The 18,348-nt window shown below is 33.7% G+C and carries 11 protein-coding genes; 3 read left to right on the top strand and 8 right to left on the bottom strand.

Features of this window, described 5'->3' with window-relative positions; translation table 11 throughout:
• Positions 1 to 2: 2 nt before the first annotated feature.
• From pdxH to pyrR, 6 genes are all read right to left on the bottom strand, one after another.
• Complete coding sequence (gene pdxH, locus U0D62_RS09135; protein ID WP_322286963.1) at positions 3 to 653, bottom strand: pyridoxamine 5'-phosphate oxidase; 651 nt, start codon at positions 651 to 653, stop codon at positions 3 to 5.
• A 59-nt stretch (positions 654 to 712) separates the two neighbouring features.
• Positions 713 to 1,618, bottom strand: a complete 906-nt coding sequence (locus tag U0D62_RS09130) for a ribonuclease Z (RefSeq protein WP_322286962.1) — start codon at positions 1,616 to 1,618, stop codon at positions 713 to 715.
• Between the two features lie 64 nt (positions 1,619 to 1,682).
• The gene (locus tag U0D62_RS09125; RefSeq protein WP_322286961.1) at positions 1,683 to 2,135 is read right to left on the bottom strand and encodes a thioredoxin family protein; all 453 of its coding nucleotides are present in this window, start codon (positions 2,133 to 2,135) and stop codon (positions 1,683 to 1,685) included.
• 51 nt (positions 2,136 to 2,186) lie between these two features.
• The gene (locus U0D62_RS09120; protein ID WP_322286960.1) at positions 2,187 to 2,519 is read right to left on the bottom strand and encodes a ribonuclease Z; all 333 of its coding nucleotides are present in this window, start codon (positions 2,517 to 2,519) and stop codon (positions 2,187 to 2,189) included.
• A gap of 3 nt (positions 2,520 to 2,522) precedes the next feature.
• Positions 2,523 to 3,452, bottom strand: a complete 930-nt coding sequence (locus U0D62_RS09115; protein ID WP_322286959.1) for an aspartate carbamoyltransferase catalytic subunit — start codon at positions 3,450 to 3,452, stop codon at positions 2,523 to 2,525.
• Between the two features lie 29 nt (positions 3,453 to 3,481).
• Entirely contained in the window at positions 3,482 to 4,021 is a 540-nt protein-coding gene (pyrR, locus tag U0D62_RS09110) for a bifunctional pyr operon transcriptional regulator/uracil phosphoribosyltransferase PyrR (protein ID WP_322286958.1), read from the bottom strand.
• Between the two features lie 406 nt (positions 4,022 to 4,427).
• On the opposite strand from pyrR, the gene U0D62_RS09105 reads away from it, so the two are divergent.
• Genes U0D62_RS09105 through U0D62_RS09095 form a run of 3 tightly spaced genes read left to right on the top strand, consistent with a single transcriptional unit; the run spans position 4,428 to position 7,181 of the window.
• Positions 4,428 to 4,958 carry an N-acetyltransferase gene (locus tag U0D62_RS09105; protein ID WP_322286957.1) on the top strand — a complete coding sequence of 177 codons (531 nt, stop codon included), beginning with the start codon at positions 4,428 to 4,430 and terminating at the stop codon, positions 4,956 to 4,958.
• Positions 4,937 to 6,118, top strand: coding sequence for a Pycsar system effector family protein (locus U0D62_RS09100; RefSeq protein WP_322286956.1), 1,182 nt, complete (start codon positions 4,937 to 4,939; stop codon positions 6,116 to 6,118). The genes U0D62_RS09105 and U0D62_RS09100 overlap by 22 nt, the downstream gene beginning before the upstream one ends.
• 7 nt (positions 6,119 to 6,125) lie before the next feature.
• Complete coding sequence (locus tag U0D62_RS09095) at positions 6,126 to 7,181, top strand: DUF2652 domain-containing protein (protein WP_322286955.1); 1,056 nt, start codon at positions 6,126 to 6,128, stop codon at positions 7,179 to 7,181.
• Between the two features lie 128 nt (positions 7,182 to 7,309).
• Here U0D62_RS09095 and rpsA read toward each other — a convergent pair whose 3' ends face one another.
• Together rpsA and U0D62_RS09085 are read right to left on the bottom strand one after the other, a co-directional pair.
• Complete coding sequence (gene rpsA, locus U0D62_RS09090) at positions 7,310 to 9,136, bottom strand: 30S ribosomal protein S1 (protein WP_322286954.1); 1,827 nt, start codon at positions 9,134 to 9,136, stop codon at positions 7,310 to 7,312.
• Between the two features lie 296 nt (positions 9,137 to 9,432).
• Positions 9,433 to 18,348, bottom strand: a complete 8,916-nt coding sequence (locus tag U0D62_RS09085; protein ID WP_322286953.1) for a LamG-like jellyroll fold domain-containing protein — start codon at positions 18,346 to 18,348, stop codon at positions 9,433 to 9,435.

Below are 18,348 nucleotides of genomic sequence, written 5' to 3'. Positions count from 1 at the left end.
AATTAAGGAGATAATCGTTCAATTTTCCAAGTATCATTACCATTTATTTTTTGAAACCTGATACGGTCATGTAACCTATTAGGTCTTCCTTGCCAAAATTCAAATTCTATTGGTTCTACACGATATCCTCCCCAGAAATCAGGCTTAGGTATTTCTTTGTTTTCGAATTTATCTGCAAGTTCTGCTAATCGTTCTGCTAACGCTTCTCGAGAATTTATTACTTTACTCTGATCAGATGCCCAAGCACCTAATTGACTACCTCTAGGTCTAGATTTAAAATACTCTGTACTCTTTTCTTCAGAAATTGTTTTAGCAATTCCTTTAATAATAACCTGCCTTTCGAGATTAGGCCAAAAAAATGAAATACAAACTTTATTATTTTCCTGTATTGCTTTTCCCTTTTCTGAGGTGTAATTTGTGTAAAAAACTAAACCCTTTTGATCAAAGTGTTTTAATAATACTATTCTTGACTTTGGAAAACCATCCAAACCAAATGTAGTTAATGTCATTGCATTGGTTTCATCCACTCCCCCAGCGTCTTCTACTTCTTTAAACCAATTAGAGAAAAGTTCAACCGGAGATTCTGGAAGATCATTTTCCTTTAATTCATTTCTTTCGTATGATCTTCGATAATCGGTAAGGTCTCTATTCATATCAATAAATTATTATACAAATTTACCTAATTTGAATGACAGATATTATAGAACATCTTCTAAAACTCAAATATTTTGCCATCATCTCCTGCCTTAACATTTTTAAAAACTGTTCTGGCTTCATCGGCAAATAATTCAACATTATCATAACGTGTTGAGTAATGACCAAGAATAAGAGTTCCTACATTTGCTTTCTTTGCTATAGTAGCTGCCTCTATAGCAGAACTATGACCCGTGGTTTCACACAAATGTTTATGGCTCTCGAGAAAAGTAGATTCGTGATACAATGCCGTAACATCTTTAATTAAAGGTATTTTATCCTCATTATATTTTGTATCACTACAATATGCATAACTTTGTGTTGGACTTGGGTTGTCGGTAAGTTCTTTATTAGGAATCAACGTACCATCTTCTAAGACGACATCTTTTCCTTTTTTGATCGATCGATAATACGCTTTATCAATATCATAATTAAGCACTTTACTCATCAATAGTTTTCTATCACCAGGTTTCTCTTCAAATAAAAAACCGTTACAATATACTCTATGATGTAATGGGATTGTTTTTACAATTACCTTTTCATCTTCAAAAACAACTTCTGATTCAGTATTAGTAAGTTCATGAAAATGGAGTGGGTAATCTGTCCAGGAATTAGATAATTTTAATTGTAAAGTTATCACTTCCTTTACTCCTTTAGGTCCATGAATATGAAGCGGTTCTTCTCTACCCAACATCTTAAGCGTAGAAACTAAACCAATTAAACCATAGAAATGATCTCCATGAAGATGTGAAATAAACACATGTTTAATTCGGGAAAACTTTATTTTATTACGTCTTAACTCTACTTGTGTCCCTTCTCCACAGTCAATTAAAAAGATATGGTTACCTATTTCTAATACCTGAGCACTGGGATTCGTAAATGTTCTTGGGGTTGCGGAGTAGCAACCTAATATTGTAAGTTTCAAAGCTGTTATTTCACTTAATTTTTAAAAACGTGAATATACCTTAATAAAATAATATAGACACAACCTATTTACCAAAAGAATTAATAGTAGTAAGCAAGCTTATGTATCCATCAACTGTCATTCTTTTTCTATAGCCAGTTGCTCCTAACACATTACCATCTTTGTTTATTACCAAAATCACAGGAAATACCCATTTCTTATTATATTTATCGGCCAAAGCTTCATTTTTTTTCCTTTGATCTTCAGGAAGTCTATTTCTTTTTCTCTTAGGGAAATCAGCTTTTACCCAAACGAAGTTACTGTCGGCAAATTCCTTAAACCTGTCTTTAGATAGTATATTTCTTTCCATCTTAATACAAGGAGGACACCAGTCAGAGCCTGTAAATAGTAGTAAAATATTTTTATTTTCTTCTTTTGCTAAAGTTTTTGCTTCTTCAAAATCGTATTTCCAATTTTGAGCTGAAACGTTTAAACATAGGAATAGCGCGATAATAGGGATTGGGGCTAGTTTATTCATAACTAGTAAGACGCAAAACAAGCTGATAGATTACAAAAAAATATTATTTTTTTAAAAATCCAGATCCCGTTCGATTTCTTCCATTTCAACCAAATCATAACCTTCTTGTAAAGTAGGAACAATTGTAATCTCTTCGCTCACCTCGTCATAAGATATTTTGTCAGTTACGATCACAAAAGAACGTCCAGAAGCTTTATGCTTATTTGATACTAACAGAAATTCATTAATATCGTCGACAGAAATTTGTTTTAAAGAAAAAAGGTTAACAATAATGTTATCATTTTTCAATGAATCATATTTGTTATCAATCCCCTTAACAAATTCTACTATCGTCGTCTTTTCTTGTGTAATTATGGTTGTAGAACCATTTTTATTAAAAATCATAAGTTATTGTTTAATTTTAGAAGCTAAAAGATATATCACAGCCATTCGCACTGCAACTCCATTCTCTACCTGATCCAATATAATGGCTTGATTAGAATCGGCAACATCACTCGTGATTTCTACTCCACGATTGATAGGTCCCGGGTGCATAATTACAATCTCTTTATCTAAGTTATCCAATAATTCTTTATTTACACCAAATTGTTGTGTATATTCTCTAGTTGAAGGAAAATAACTTATTTCCATTCGCTCGTTTTGTACTCTAAGCATATTGGCAATATCACACCATTGTAATGCTTTTCTTAAATTAGTTTCTACTTGAACCCCAAGTTTTTCAATATATTTAGGAATCAATGTTTTAGGTCCACAAACTTTTACCTCTGCTCCTTGAAGTTTTAAGGCAAAAATATTGGACAATGCAACTCTAGAGTGTAATATGTCCCCAACAATTACTACTTTTTTTCCTTCTACACCTCCTAATCTTTCTCTTATAGAATAAGAATCTAGTAATGCTTGCGTAGGATGCTCATGAGCACCATCTCCTGCATTAACAATACTAGCATTTACATGTTTAGAAAGAAATACTCCGGCTCCAGGATTAGGATGTCTCATCACCACCATATCTACTTTCATAGAAAGTATATTGTTTACGGTATCTATAAGAGTTTCTCCTTTTTTAACAGAAGAAGAAGCTGCAGAAAAATTAATCACATCAGCAGAGAGCCTTTTTTCTGCCAACTCAAAAGATAATCTTGTCCTTGTACTATTTTCAAAAAACAGATTTGCAATAGTAATATCTCGTAGCGATGGAACCTTTTTTATCGGACGATTAATAACTTCTTTAAAATGGTCTGCTGTTTCAAAGATGAGATTAATATCATCATTGGTTAGATATTTTATTCCTAATAAGTGATTTACACTTAACTCGCTCATTCTTTTATATTCTTTAAACTATTTCTAGATCATTTGCTAATTAGATATACTGCATCTTCTCCTCCATTCTCAATCCAATTCACTTTTACCTTTTCTTGATTAATTGCATCCACTTGTCTCCCTCTGTAATTGGGTTGTATAGGTAGATGTCTGCTAAAACGTCTATCAATTAGTGTTAATAGCTCAATTTCTTGTGGTCTACCAAAAGATTGCATGGCTGTTAATGCTGCTCTAATACTTCTTCCTGTATATAATACATCATCTACAAACACCACTCTTTTGTCTTCTATCACAAAATCAATATCAGTTTTATTGGCTTCTAATGGCTTTTCTCCTCGTCTAAAATCATCTCTATAAAAAGTAATATCAAGGTATCCCAATTTTACATTTTTTAACTGATAATCATCAACCAAAATTTTCATAATTCGATCTGCCAAAAAGGTTCCTCTAGGCTGAATCCCAATCAGAACTGTATCTTGGAAATGAGTATGATTTTCGATTAATTGACAAGCCAAACGGTGCAGAATTATATTTATCTCTTTTGCACTAAGTAGTAATTTTTGACTCATAATCTCCAAATGGATCTCTGGAATACAAAAGTAATGAAATTTTGGAATTATTATAGTAGGAGCGGATTATAAGTTTTTAGTATTTTAAAAAAAATCCTTTGCAATACTATTCTTAGCAACATATTTATAGAATTGAGCTCTATTTTATCGTAGTTACATAAAAGTAATATGTACAAGAATAAGGGTAATATCTGTACTTTTTAATGCACAAATCTTACATAATTTTACAATTGATGAATAGAAGTATTGTTCATAGAATTTAAGGTAATAATTAAGTATTACTCTTATGCCAATTTATACATTATAGAGATTTGTATTCCTTGTTTTGAAAGAAATAAATCTTGACGAAATTGAAAAATGTCCAGTTAAATTAAATTATAAATCCACATTATTGATAAATAAAAGAATGGAAAAAATCCCTATTATAAAATTATATGGAGCCAAAGGTTGTCATAAGACTCATTATTATCAGCTTTTATTAAGTGAAATTGGTCTTTCCTATCTTTTTTTAGATGTTGAAACTAATAAAGAATATGCTGAAGAATTAAGGAATTTATATGAAAACAGAAAATTAAACTTTCCAACTATTACTATTGGAAACAAAAAGTTACGTAATCCTACTTCTGAAGAATTACAAAAATGGATTAATAAATTGATACCACAAATATTAAAAATACACCATGATAAAGACAACAACAGGTATACACTGGATATTAATGGAGAAATTGCCAAAATAGAATATGTTATAACAAATGATAAAATGCATTTAGTGCATTCTGAAGTCCCGTACAATTTAAGAGGAAAAGGTATTGGTAAAATTTTAGTAGAAAAAACATTCGAAGAACTTACTGAAGAGGGATATAAGGCTATTGCAATATGCAGCTATATTAAAGCAATTGCGAAACGAAGTAAAAAATGGAGCAAGATCATAGGGTAAAAAAAGAACAAACAATAGATGATTTACTACCTAAGGTAGAAAGTTATGTGTTTAATTTCTTCTCTTCAAAAGATAACTTATTGTTGTACCATAACTTTGATCATACTATGCGAGTAGTAAAGAGTGCAGAAATGTTATCAAAAGCTGAAAATTTATCTCCTGAAGATTCATTGATTGTTATTATCGCAGCTTATTTTCATGATACTGGTTATGTAATCTCTCCTCAGGATCATGAAGAAAAAAGCGTTGCTATATGTAATGAATTTTTAACCGATCTACATTTAGATGAAGTCATTGTTAACAGGGTTTGTTCTGTAATCTTAGCATCCAAAATGGATAGCAAGCCTAGTACGACTCTCGAAAAAATAATGAGAGATGCTGATTGTGCGCATATAGTACATAAAGATTTCTTAGGTTATACAGACTTATTACGTAGAGAGCAAGAATCTTTAAACAATATCAGTATTGATGTTGATCAATGGATGAATGATACATTAACCTTCTTTAACAGTCATAGGTTTTATACTTCACATGCTCAAAACAACTGGCAAGAATTAAAGGATAAAACATTGTTCAAGGTTTTAAGAGAAAAGGACAAGGTTACTAAATCTATAACAAAAAATGAAAAACCAGAAAAAGGTGTAGAAACGGCATTTAGAGTAGCTTTAAAAAACCACACAAAATTAAGTGATATCGCAGATGCTAAGGCAAACATATTACTATCCGTAAATGCTATCATTATTTCTGTAGCATTATCTATTTTGGTACCAAAATTAGACAATCCCACAAATGGTCATTTAATATTGCCATCTATTGTATTAATTAGTTTTAGTGTACTTACAATTATATTTTCTATTCTTTCGACAAGACCAAAAATAACCCGCGGTTTTTTTACAAAAGAAGAAATAAGACAACGTAAAGTAAACCTGCTGTTCTTTGGTAACTTTCATAATGTCGAATTAGACGATTATATCTGGGGGATGCATCAAATGATGGATGATAAAGAATACTTATACAATTCTATGATTAAAGACCTTTATTTTTTAGGAAAAGTATTACATAAGAAATACAACCTATTACGGGTTTCTTATAATGTTTTTCTGGTAGGAATACTTATTTCAATAACCGCTTTTGCTTTAATGTTTCAAATTTCGATTTAATTATATTATGAAAAACTACGCATTATATTTTATGCCTGATATCAGTGGATTTACAAATTTTGTAACCAATACTGAAGTTGAACATAGCAAGCATATTATTTCAGAACTTCTGGAAATATTGATCGACTCTAATATCATAGATCTCAAACTTGTAGAAATAGAAGGAGATGCACTCTTTATGTATACTACAGAAATACCACAGTTTGATCATCTTATAGAGCAGTCCAAAAAAATGTTATCTGCTTTTTCTACATACCTTAATCTTTATAATACAAATCGTATTTGTGAATGTGGAGCTTGTACCACAGCTCATAATTTACAAGTTAAGTTCATAATTCATTATGGTGAAATTGCATATATAAGAGTAAAAGATATTGTAAAACCCTATGGAGGAGATGTAATTAAAATTCATAGATTTTTAAAAAACAGCATTCCATCTAATCAATATTTACTAATCTCTAAAGAAACCATTGATTATTATGAACAAACACTTGATAATTCTGAATTCGAAGAAAAAGCAGATCACTATGATTTTGGAATTTCTCACTACTATTTTAAAGAGTTAGAATCAGAAAAAGCTATTAAAAGACCAGCACTTAAAAAACCTGCATACGAACCTCAAATTGATATGCAGATTACCATTCCAGGAAATGTTAACCAGGTATATCAATTTATTAGTGATTTTAAAGTAAGAACCTCTTGGTACAAACTTATTGATCGCCTGGATTATGACGAGTTTCGTATTAATCGAATTGGCACTACTCACAATTGTATTTCTGGATCAGATATATTTAAAGTAGAAACATTAGGAGATAGAAGCAAAACTAATAATAGTTTGGTATATGGAGAAAGAACTGCAGATATCAAAAACTTAGATCTTTATTCATACTATCTAACCGTACAACAAAAAGAACAAAATTATAGTGTACTAAAAGCAGAGGTATATTTGGATTTCAAACCTATAGAAGAAGTACAGAAAAAAGAAATCATCAAAAACCTTGAAGAAGCCTGGAAGCTAAGCCTATCCTGTCTTGAAGTTGAGATGATAAAAGAGAATTTTTAACTATTGCCTTAATAGTTTTAAATATTTTGTGATTATTTACTATGGTATAGTTATCCCAACTATGTCAATAAAAAAACTGTCTATAATTACTTATAGACAGTTTTTAATATTATAAAAAGTATTGAGAACTAGTTCCCTCCTTTTTCCATTTTAGCTTTAAGATCAGCTAGAGCATCGATATCTCCAAGCGTAGTCTTTTCAGCAGCACTTGATGCAGCTTTCTTAGCAGCTTGTTTTACGATTTTAGCCTCTTCTTCTTTAAATAAAGCAGTATGAGAAGCAACTACTCTCTTGAATTCTTTACTAAATTCAATGATTTGGAATTCTGCTTCATCACCTTTCTTTAATTTACTTCCGTCTTCTTTTTCAAGGTGACGAGAAGGAACAAAAGCAACGATATCTTCGTTGAAATCTATTGTAGCACCTTTGTCTACGATTTCACCGATTGTAGCCGTATGCTTAGTACCTAAAGCAAACTCAACTTCATACTTATCCCAAGGATTCTCCTCAGTTTGTTTGTGACCTAGACTTAATTTACGTCCTTCTACATCTAATTCAAGAACGATTACATCAAGAGTATCACCAACATTAGTAAAGTCTGATGGGTGCTTAATTTTCTTAGTCCAAGAAAGGTCTGAGATATAAATAAGACCATCAATACCTTCTTCTAACTCTACAAATACTCCGAAGTTAGTGAAGTTACGAACGATACCATTATGCTTAGAACCTACAGGGTACTTAGAAGTAATATCTGTCCAAGGATCTGGAGTTAATTGCTTAATACCAAGAGACATTTTACGCTCTTCTCTATCTAAAGTAAGTACAACAGCTTCTACCTCATCACCAACTTTTACAAAGTCCTGTGCAGAACGTAGGTGTGTAGACCAAGACATTTCTGATACGTGAATTAATCCTTCTACTCCTTCTTCTACTTCGATAAATGCACCGTAATCAGCAATTACAACAACTTTACCTTTAACCTTATCACCTACTTTAAGCTCTTTGTCAAGTGCTTCCCACGGGTGAGGTTTCAATTGCTTAAGACCTAACTGGATACGTGTCTTAGCCTCATCAAAGTCTAAGATTACTACGTTTAGTTTTTGATCTAATTCAACGATCTCATTTGGATGGTTGATTCTAGACCAAGAAAGGTCTGTAATATGGATTAATCCGTCAACTCCTCCAAGATCTACGAATACACCGTAAGAAGTAACATTCTTAACAGTACCTTCTAATACTTGACCTTTTTCTAATTGACCAATAATTTCTTTCTTCTGCTCTTCGATATCAGCTTCGATAAGTGCTTTATGCGATACAACAACATTTTTGAATTCGTGGTTGATTTTCACAACTTTAAATTCCATTGTTTTACCAACGTAAGCATCGTAATCACGAATTGGCTTAACATCAATTTGAGAACCAGGAAGGAAGGCTTCGATACCGAATACATCAACGATCATACCTCCTTTAGTTCTACACTTTACAAAACCGTTTACGATTTCTCCAGTATCATGTGCATTATTTACTCTATCCCAAGCTTTAATTACACGAGCTTTACGGTGAGAAAGTATTAATTGACCTGTAGCGTCTTCACGCACATCAATTAAAACCTCAACCTTATCTCCTACTTTTAGATCAGGATTGTAACGAAATTCATTTAATGAAATAACACCTTCACTTTTTGCATTGATGTCAATAATAGCATCACGATCTGTAATGTTAATTACAGTTCCGTCAACTACTTCATCATTTAAGGTGTCAACAAAGTTTTCTGCAACTAGCTTTTCAAACTCTTCTAATTTAGAATCTGCGATAGGATCGATTCCTTCTTCGTAGTTGTGCCAGTTAAAATCTTTTAAAAATTGCTCAGGGTTTTCTTGTTGAGGAGATACAGCAGGAGCTGCTTTTGGAGCCTCCACTTCCTGAACGTCAGTGTTTTTTGTTTCTTCAGACATTGAAGATAAAATTTGTATCCTGTATATATTTGAAAATCAAGGTGAAAATTATACAGAAGAGTTAAAATAAATTAAATACTACCTTTTTTATTTTCTTACTCACCAAAAAGGAGTGCAAAAGTACAATTTAATTTATTAGAAAACAAAACATTATCTACTTCAAAATTAGAAAATATGAGTTTTTTCAACTGTAATATTTGAAGTGATTTTTTATCTATCCTATTTTCTTTGAAATATATAAAAAAAGAACTCCTCTTTTATGAGGAGTTCTTAAAAAATCTATATGAGTTCTTTTATCATTTAATAACTAGTTTACGTTGTATTCTTTGATCGCCTGCAACCAATTGATATACATAAATCCCACTCGATAACCTTCCGTTATTAACTGTACCATCCCAATCAATTGTATGTCTAACATTGCCTTTAACTTCTTTGGCCATAAAAGTATGTACTTTTTGTCCTAAGAGATTATAAAGACTAATATCTACATATTCGTCGTTTGGTGTACTAAAACTAATTACGGTACTGCTTGTCATCGGATTTGGAGCATTCTGTGATAACATATACCCTACTTGATTAGTTTGGATATTGTTTTCTACTACTTCTCCAGCAGCATAGTTAAGCTCATAAGGTTCGTTAAAGTTACCAACAGTCTGTAATCCATCAAAATCAACTACATTATCCAATAGCAACATCTTTTCTCCATCAAAAAGTTTAAAAGTTACTTTTCCTTCATTCGTTCCTCCAACACCAACAAAATAATGATAATTTCCTTCAATGTATTGAGGTTTTGTTATACCACTAATCTCTCCATTTACAAAAGCTGCTATCATATATTCTTTATTAGCATTCAAGTGATCAGGATTAACAATCATTGTCATATACATAAATCTAGGATAATCACCCGTATCAACTGTCCATCCTAAATCTCCAGCTTTATCAAGATATGACACTTCTTCATCTGCACTCTCATTTACAGCACTTCTTGCCGTATTCGCAATTCCGCTATAATTAAGAGTTCCTGCATTTGTTGCTGTGTATAAATACCCTAATCCTGGTGTAAGATGTGTTAAACTCCCTACCCATCCATTTGCCGTACTATACTCTGCACTTAAACCTCTACGCTCAATACGATCTCCTTCACTTATAGTAGTTGATCTAAGCGAACGTAAAGCTAGATTAGTCGTTTGCAATTCATTTGGAAAGAACGGAATCGCGTTAAAAATATTACTTCCTTGAATTTGAATATTTGTATCTACAGGCACAGGAATACCAGATACTTGTATTGTTCTATTTGCACTGGCATTTCTTTGAACCAAATATGATCTGCGTACATCTATAGTAGACACATTACTGGTATAACTTCCATCAGAAGAAACTGTAGCTATTACACTAAGGTTTATAGGATCAAGAATTCTATCTCCCGTTTCTAAACCAGTAATCGATGCTAATGATAGTTCAAAAGAAGTCACATTATCACGAACATTAAAACTCACTTCCTGATTTCTACCAGATAATGGTATTCTTCGGGTTAATCTGTCCCCTACCGTAAAAGTTACCGGTACTGTATTAGATCCAAAACGGCCTCTGAATGAATATGGATATGTTTCTGTTATACCTTGATATTCTGTACATTCAGACACATCCCAAACTCTGAAATCAAGTGCTCCTGATTCATCATTATTACCAAATACTGAAAGATTTACCAAACCATTGCTACCAACAGATGCAGAACCTCTGAATTCACCATTAAGATAAGCTGCTACTATATCTCCTGTATCCAGAGATTGTGCTCCATCAATTTTTAGTTTTCCAACAAAAATCATATTTCCTAAGAAATCTCCCGAATTAAATCCAGCTGTATATGCTGGCGCCTCACAAAATACCTCAACTTCTAATTGAAATGTCTCTACTCCTAGCGGAATTCCTGTTGCTGCATTAAAAGTTTCAATATTTACATTTGCAGTATGGATACCAGGGTTTAAAAATGCTGCTACTTCAAATACTAAATTTCTATTGGTTTGTCCGGCAGAAATACGATTCATATCTGTTGGATTTGCTCCTTCAGCCACCGACAACCAAGCTGGTAATTGTACAAATCTATAATTGATATCTGTACCTCCTTGTTCATTAACCAAGTCAATATTCTCAATACGAGTTACTGACCCTTGTGATTGTCTTACAGATAGATTGTTCTGACTCCATCGCAATGCATTACGATTGATAATAAAATCCCAGGAAGCACCTGCAATTAAATTTCCTGCAGGATCTTGCATCTTACGATCACTAATCATAGCTGTCAATCGAGCTCCTTCTAGTTCTCTAGCTGTAAATACCGGTACAATATTCAATACTGTATTTCCTTCTGAAGGTGTAATCGTGAATTGTAGATTTTGTACCATACGAGTTACATCCAGAGGTGCTGCATTTCCTTCTCCTCTGACAAAGCTTAATCCTGTTTCGGTAGTTCCGATAGCATTTCCTGTAAAATCACGAATTGCCTCATCAGGTATTCCGTTTCCTCCTTCTAATGCATTATCATCAAATACAAAATACGCCATCAGATTTGTTTCGTTTCCTAATAACTGTCTATCCAGATTTGTGGTTATTTCCAACGGGGAACGTGCTTCTGTCCAAATACGTACCTCATCTAATAATCCCACATAAGAATCACCATTACGAACTCCTGCAATTTGGATTGGATCGCCATTGGTTACTAAACCGTTAAAAGTTCCTGACCCAACTGGTGTACCATTATAATAAACCTGAATCGTATTTACTCCATCATATACTGCCGCGACATGAGTCCAGGTAAATGGTTGCAACGATGCTGTAGTTTCTACAGCCTGATTTACACGAATTCTTCCTTGCGGAGTTAATTCTATTTTATAGTTTCCGTTTTTCTTTAGAATAGGTACATTACTTGTCTGAGGAAAACGAGATGGGTTTATCCACGCTTCTATTGTAAAAGCTCCTGTAATATTAAACTGTGATTGATGCGGTATGGTTACCTCATCTGATATTTCTGCAAACTCTGCCGAAATTAAATCTGCAGGAACTCCGCCTAATATACCTCGTAAAGAAACCGTACTACTATTAGCTGTTGCAGGGTTGAACGCTGATGAAAAAGTAGCAGAGATCGTTTCTCCAGTAAGAACACCTCCAGCTTCAGGATTTGTACTAACTACAATAGGTGCATCTCTACTGATAGTACCGCTAACAAATGGTGTCGGTGTTTGTCTACTCGCAGGGATATTAGCTCCTCCATCATCACAAACAGGAGTTACTCTAAAACTATAAGTACCATTGGTCAGTGCAGACACATCTGCGCTATAGGTAATAAATCCATCAGATTGTAAATTATCTTTCAATTGTACTAATGACAATGATTCTAATACATTTGGCGTATTATTTCCTTCTATCGCATATTCAATATCTACAGTAAATCCATCTGGAGCTGTATCAGTTGCTACTTCAGGAATTCTAAATCTAAAATCTAATTCATTATTATCTGTATTATTTACAACCCAGTTTTCTTGTGGTAAATCTGGTATCACTTCTTCAATACAAGGGCCACTAAAATGAGCTGTCACCAATATTTCTGATAAAGGAACTACTCCTACTTCTTCAAATTCATCTCTTCTAAAAGACTGGAAATTAAAATCTTCAAATTCACAGGCTGCATATACCCGCATAATAATATTTTCATACGAAATATCAGATGGAGCATCAGTTCCTCTACCAATACGTAATTGTGCGCTTACCTCTTGCCGAACTCCAGTTGGAGAATTACCGTCCAAAGCAAAGGTAATCGGAGATACTGTAGCTGGTTCAAAAATCGGGGATTCATTTAAGAAAACCGCAGCTCCTAACGGGTTTGAAGCTCCATCCATAGCAACAATATACTGTTTTGGTGTATTATCAGCTGCACGCTGTGTATTACGTAATGTAATATTATACAATATAGTTTCATCACCTGTGCCAAAACCTACATTTTTATCAATAGAAATCTCTACTCCTTGTCTAGGCACGGTGCCAGATTCAAAAGGACACATACTTTGTCCTGCAGTAGTTAAGAACATAGGAGTATCGTAGGTAGGATGACGACGGATTCTTACATTAAACTGATCTCCTGTGTCATCATCGGTCAAAGTAAAACTATCGGTTCTAGAATTAGCGGTTTCAGTTCCATCACTTCCTCCTACTACTGTATGAACCTGAATTTGGGTGTTTATACCTAAATTAGCTCCAAATAAGCTACCTCCAAAATTAAATCCTCCTCCAGTAGTACTTTCTAGCGTACCATTTGTCAATTCACTACTACCTCTATCTCTTCTTAGATTATATGTAATCGAAGGTCCAGAAGAAAAAGCAATTTCTTGATCTAATTCTGTAACAGTCATTCCTAAATCGTTTCCGTCTACCGTAGTTAGATTAGTGGTTGTATTTGAAAATGTGTTACCTTTTTCAAATTCTGCAATTCGTTCATCTCTATCTTTAGGTCTTTTTATAATTTCTTGCCAATTCCCTATTTCAAATAAGTAATCGACAAGTTCTCTATCTGCATTTGAATCATTAACATCAATATTAAACCCATCAATAGTTACATCAAGTTCTAATGAACTTCTGGCATCCAATTGTTCTTGGGTTGGAGTTATTAACTGATCATGTCTTGCAATCAACAAACGCTGTAAATCCGGAATTACTTCGTCTTGAATCTGCTGTCTTGTAAACATAAATGGTGTTTGCTCATCAGCGGTCATCACTGTAGCATTATTATCAATTACCGGTTGACAGTTCTCAATATTTAATGTACGACCTGTACCAAAAGTTAATACTTGAGATGTACCAATAAATACGTCTGCATCTTCACCAACATAATCATCAAAAGTAGGAGTAGAAATACTTTGATCTAATGTTACTGTAGAAGTAGTACCTGTACTATTACGTAATGTGGTACTTATATTAGTATTAAATTCTGGAGATGTTGTCAAATTAACCGTTTCTGTAGATACTCCAGCAGCCGCACCCACTCCTAAAGGAGCTGCAATTGTTAATGCTACGGTACTTACGCTTGTACTTGATCCAGCCACAGTACTAAAACTTGTGCTTGAATCGATTCCTCCTTCGACTGTTTTAGTAAATGTAAAAGAACTACCTCTTTCTAATGTAGATGAACTTCCATCGCCTGGTGGGTCAAATAATACAAACCCAACTTCTGGATCAGTAAGTGTAAAATCAGAATTACTACGTTGAGCTCCTGCTAAATATGCAGATCTGGTTTCATTAAGATTTCTTCCTCCTTGATTAACAGCTATATTTAGGTTTCTTAAAAAATCTTCCAGAAAATTAGGGGTTCCTAGGTTTACTATAAAATTAGAACGCCCAATACTATTAGATTTCATATTAAACCCAGTAATATCGTTAATCATATCTCCAGCTAAACTTATTTCTGCACCTTCAACAGGGCAAATATTATCTCCGTAACGCTCAAATACTTTTACTGAAATAAGCACACCTTCACCGGCTACTAAGTTGTATATATCACTTTCTGTTCCACAAGTTGGATCAATTTGTCGGCTTCTTAATTCTGCTTCATCTAAAACAACCTCGTTCTGAGCTTCAACTGAACTATACCTGTAAAAAGTCGTTTCTATTTCTATATCGTTTCTAAAGGAAAAATCAAAACTCTGATTTCTTGCTCTTAAATCAATAATAGAGGATTGTACCTGACGGCCAGAATCCATATTTGTTAGTTCTACCCGATACTGCCCTGGTAATAAATCATTCACCGTAAACACCGTACGATCACGGTTAAAATGAGTTCCATTAATATCTACTGTAAATTCTGGAAAAGCAATGTCTGTACGTGTAATGGTACCTGTCCATTCGCCCACATTATTATCACAAGGCACTACAATATTTCCTATAAAAGATCTTCTTGAAGTGTTTTCAAAATTTAAATCTGAAATTGGTTCAATAACATTAAGCACATATTCACCACTACCTTGCTCAGGATTAAACTGCTGACTAATTGCCAAATAATCAAACTCAAAATCTCTATTATAACCAGAAGAAGATGCATCATTAAAAAAAGCTCCTGGTAGTAATGACAAAAAGTTATTTTCTGTAGTTTGATTATCCACAGAAAAATTAATAGCTCTCGTTCCTCTCCTATGTTCAAAAGTATAAGATAATGCTAATACATCTTCATCATCAGCAATAACATTTCCATTTTGAATTTCTCTTAATTGCTCTTGAGAATATGCTTCAGTTCTATATTCTAAAATATCTAAATTAACATTAGAAAAGTTAATTCTTGGCGTATCCCCAGTTCCTATATTTTGAGCACCTAAATATGTTTTAGAATTTATAGTGATTCCAGAAAACACATCTGTTTGATAATCATTATCTACATACAACGCAATTGTATTATTTGATGGATCTACACTTACAGCAAAAAAACTATATTGTGCTTGCTGAGTTACACTGGCATTTAATACATCTGTATCGTTAACGACTACAAATAACCTATCATTATTACGTACTTCTATACGTAAATCTCCCCAATGCAAAATTGTTTGTATTGGAGAAAAAGTCTCTCCTGGATTTGGCATCAAATCTGGACGTATAAATCCTGACCAAGTAAAAGCATCTGTATTTTCTGCGCGAATTACTTCGCTTGATACTGCATATCCTGTTTTACCATCAAAATCAAGACTTACTCTATCAAAAGCATTACTATTTGTATTTCCTCCTCCACTATTCTGTGAAGATGTATTGGTATTAGGATCTACACCAAATCGATGTCTCCCTGGAGCTGCGGTAATGGCATATACTCCATCAGCATTTGTTGTAACGGATATATCGGGGTCTGAACTATTTACTCGTACGCCATCTAACTGAATAGATGTATCCTGAAGGCTTGGAAAAGTTGCAAAACCACTAGATTCACTAGGATCCGGTACTCTATATACAATTCTACCTGATACTGGTAATGCAGAAATATCAGTAAAACTGGCCGTTACTGCATTTGGTTCTAATACACGATCAATATCAACTACTCTGTTTGCTGGAGAAAACTCATGATTAGGTCGAGAAGGTACTATCTTAAATTCAAATGAATTTGCATTATTGGTAATTCCTTGTCGGCCTGTATTTAATGCAGTATGTCTATATCTTCCTGCTTCATCTGTAAAAGTAATATAAGATATTGGGGTTCTTACTTCTGGTTGTCCTACAGGGTCTCGTTCTACAGTTGGTTGCTGATCAGCAGACAAGTGGATCAAATTATTTGCACTCTCTCCTCTTAGCATTCCTCTTGTGCCGTTAACCATTCCTTCTAATGCCGAAGTTGCCTGGTTATAAATATGAGTAGGATCATTAAGATCTAATCTATAATATGCTAGTAAATCATCTACTTCTCCACCCAAAACATAATCGGCATATTGATCTATCTCTTCTCCTGTTCTCCTTCCTTTCCAGATTCTAATCTCATCAAGATGATAGGTTATTCCTGTTTCTTGATTAAAAGAAAATTCAGAAGTTCTACTCAATCCTACTATAAAAGGTAAGGTGGTAGTTGCATTGGGTCTAATACCTACTTCTCCTAATGGAGGCAGCATTCCTCCATCAATAAATATATCTCCTCCACTTGCTCCAAAGGTAACCGCATAATGATGCCATTCTGTATCATTTGGACGAGGTGCTTCAAGATAAGTACCTCCATTTAATTGTACATTAATTGAGTTATTATCTAATCTAATTTCTCCCGAATCTAATTTAAAAACTGTATTACTTCCAGATCCCGAGGTTGGAGTTTTGTACCAAAACTCAATTGTTCCTTCTCCTCTAGCGGATCTAAAAATTTCTACATTATTAATGATAATCGGAGTAGATGTTTCTGGTCTAAATTCTAATGCACTTCCTGGAATAACACCTGTATTAGCAATTACCTCTACTCCGGCATCTTGTGTTGCTACATTCAAGGCAGTTTGTATAGTTCCTTCTACTATTCCATTTGCAAAAACAAAACCTATATCCCTACCAAGTGCTCCTCTAGTACCATCTTCATTAATTGCCTGTACACTGTATTGATATAATTCGTTGGGCAGAATATCACTATCAAAGGCTCGAATTAATTCTGAAACTACATTGTTCTGAACATTATCTACTACTTCTATTTCAATACTACTTGTTCCTTCATCAGAAAGATTTCGTCTTAATACTCGATATCCGGCAGCTCCTCTTATATGTGGCCAATTTAAAGCCACCCCATTTCTTCTTCCAGAATTAGGAGCATCTACTCCATTTCCGTCTGAAGCGCTTAATAATATATCTTCTAAAGAAAAAATTGGGTGATCCACATCAGTCCTTAATTTTGCTAATCTTGTGGATGCTCCTACATACTGTGTTGTTATTCGGGAAGATTCTATACTATTATTTAATGAAAATAATATATTATCCCAGCTTGCACTTTGCAGTTCTGGAACCGTACTAATAGGTGCTTCTTCAAATTTCTCATTAACATATGCAGTTACTAATCCATTCTGAACAAATTCTGACAGTGAATTGGTATCATCTCTAAATAAAGATCTGAATTGTGTTTCCTGTATTTGCTCTCTGGAGCGGGTACGGCTCCAGGCTCTAAATTCGGTAACAAACAAATGGTCTTGTGCTCCAACGGTCATATATAGATTTTCTGGAGGTATTGTATTAACAGGAGCCAGTGTCACTAATCGTACTATACCATCAATATACACCGCAACGGTAGATGCTTCACTAGTTACTACAATGGCAAAATGATGCCAGTCATCATCAAATAATCTGGCATCTCCTAATAAACCCGGGCTCTGAATTTGATCTCCAACTTTGAGTGTTAATTGATCTCTTGTTGCCGTAAAGGAAAACTCTTCACTTCCTGTGAGAAGGTTTGAGATCGTCCAGCTATCAAAGTTTTTTTGCTCGCCATTTTCTTGCACCCCACTTCTTCCAGCTTGAGCCCAAAATTCAATAGTTGCTTCACCTGTTCTATCTTTATCAAGTAAATCACTAGTTAGTCTAATAGAAGTATCATAGTGAGTCGTATAATTATTATCGCCTTTGATATGCAATACTGCAGGACGATTATCTTGTCCTTTACTACCTATACTGTATAACATCAGTAATAGTAGCAAGGCACTTTTTATATAGTGTTTTATAAAATTTTGCAT

It is taken from the genome of Aquimarina callyspongiae (genome assembly GCF_034322225.1).
Classification (GTDB): domain Bacteria; phylum Bacteroidota; class Bacteroidia; order Flavobacteriales; family Flavobacteriaceae; genus Aquimarina.
This window is presented reverse-complemented; position numbering and strand designations above follow the sequence as displayed.

Coding starts and splice junctions, on each gene's coding strand:
- pdxH (WP_322286963.1), bottom strand. CDS start 653: ATGAATAGAGACCTTACCGATTATCGAAGATCATACGAAAGAAATGAA.
- U0D62_RS09125 (WP_322286961.1), bottom strand. CDS start 2,135: ATGAATAAACTAGCCCCAATCCCTATTATCGCGCTATTCCTATGTTTA.
- U0D62_RS09120 (WP_322286960.1), bottom strand. CDS start 2,519: ATGATTTTTAATAAAAATGGTTCTACAACCATAATTACACAAGAAAAG.
- U0D62_RS09115 (WP_322286959.1), bottom strand. CDS start 3,452: ATGAGCGAGTTAAGTGTAAATCACTTATTAGGAATAAAATATCTAACC.
- pyrR (WP_322286958.1), bottom strand. CDS start 4,021: ATGAGTCAAAAATTACTACTTAGTGCAAAAGAGATAAATATAATTCTG.
- U0D62_RS09105 (WP_322286957.1), top strand. CDS start 4,428: ATGGAAAAAATCCCTATTATAAAATTATATGGAGCCAAAGGTTGTCAT.
- U0D62_RS09100 (WP_322286956.1), top strand. CDS start 4,937: ATGGAGCAAGATCATAGGGTAAAAAAAGAACAAACAATAGATGATTTA.
- U0D62_RS09095 (WP_322286955.1), top strand. CDS start 6,126: ATGAAAAACTACGCATTATATTTTATGCCTGATATCAGTGGATTTACA.
- rpsA (WP_322286954.1), bottom strand. CDS start 9,136: ATGTCTGAAGAAACAAAAAACACTGACGTTCAGGAAGTGGAGGCTCCA.
- U0D62_RS09085 (WP_322286953.1), bottom strand. CDS start 18,348: ATGCAAAATTTTATAAAACACTATATAAAAAGTGCCTTGCTACTATTA.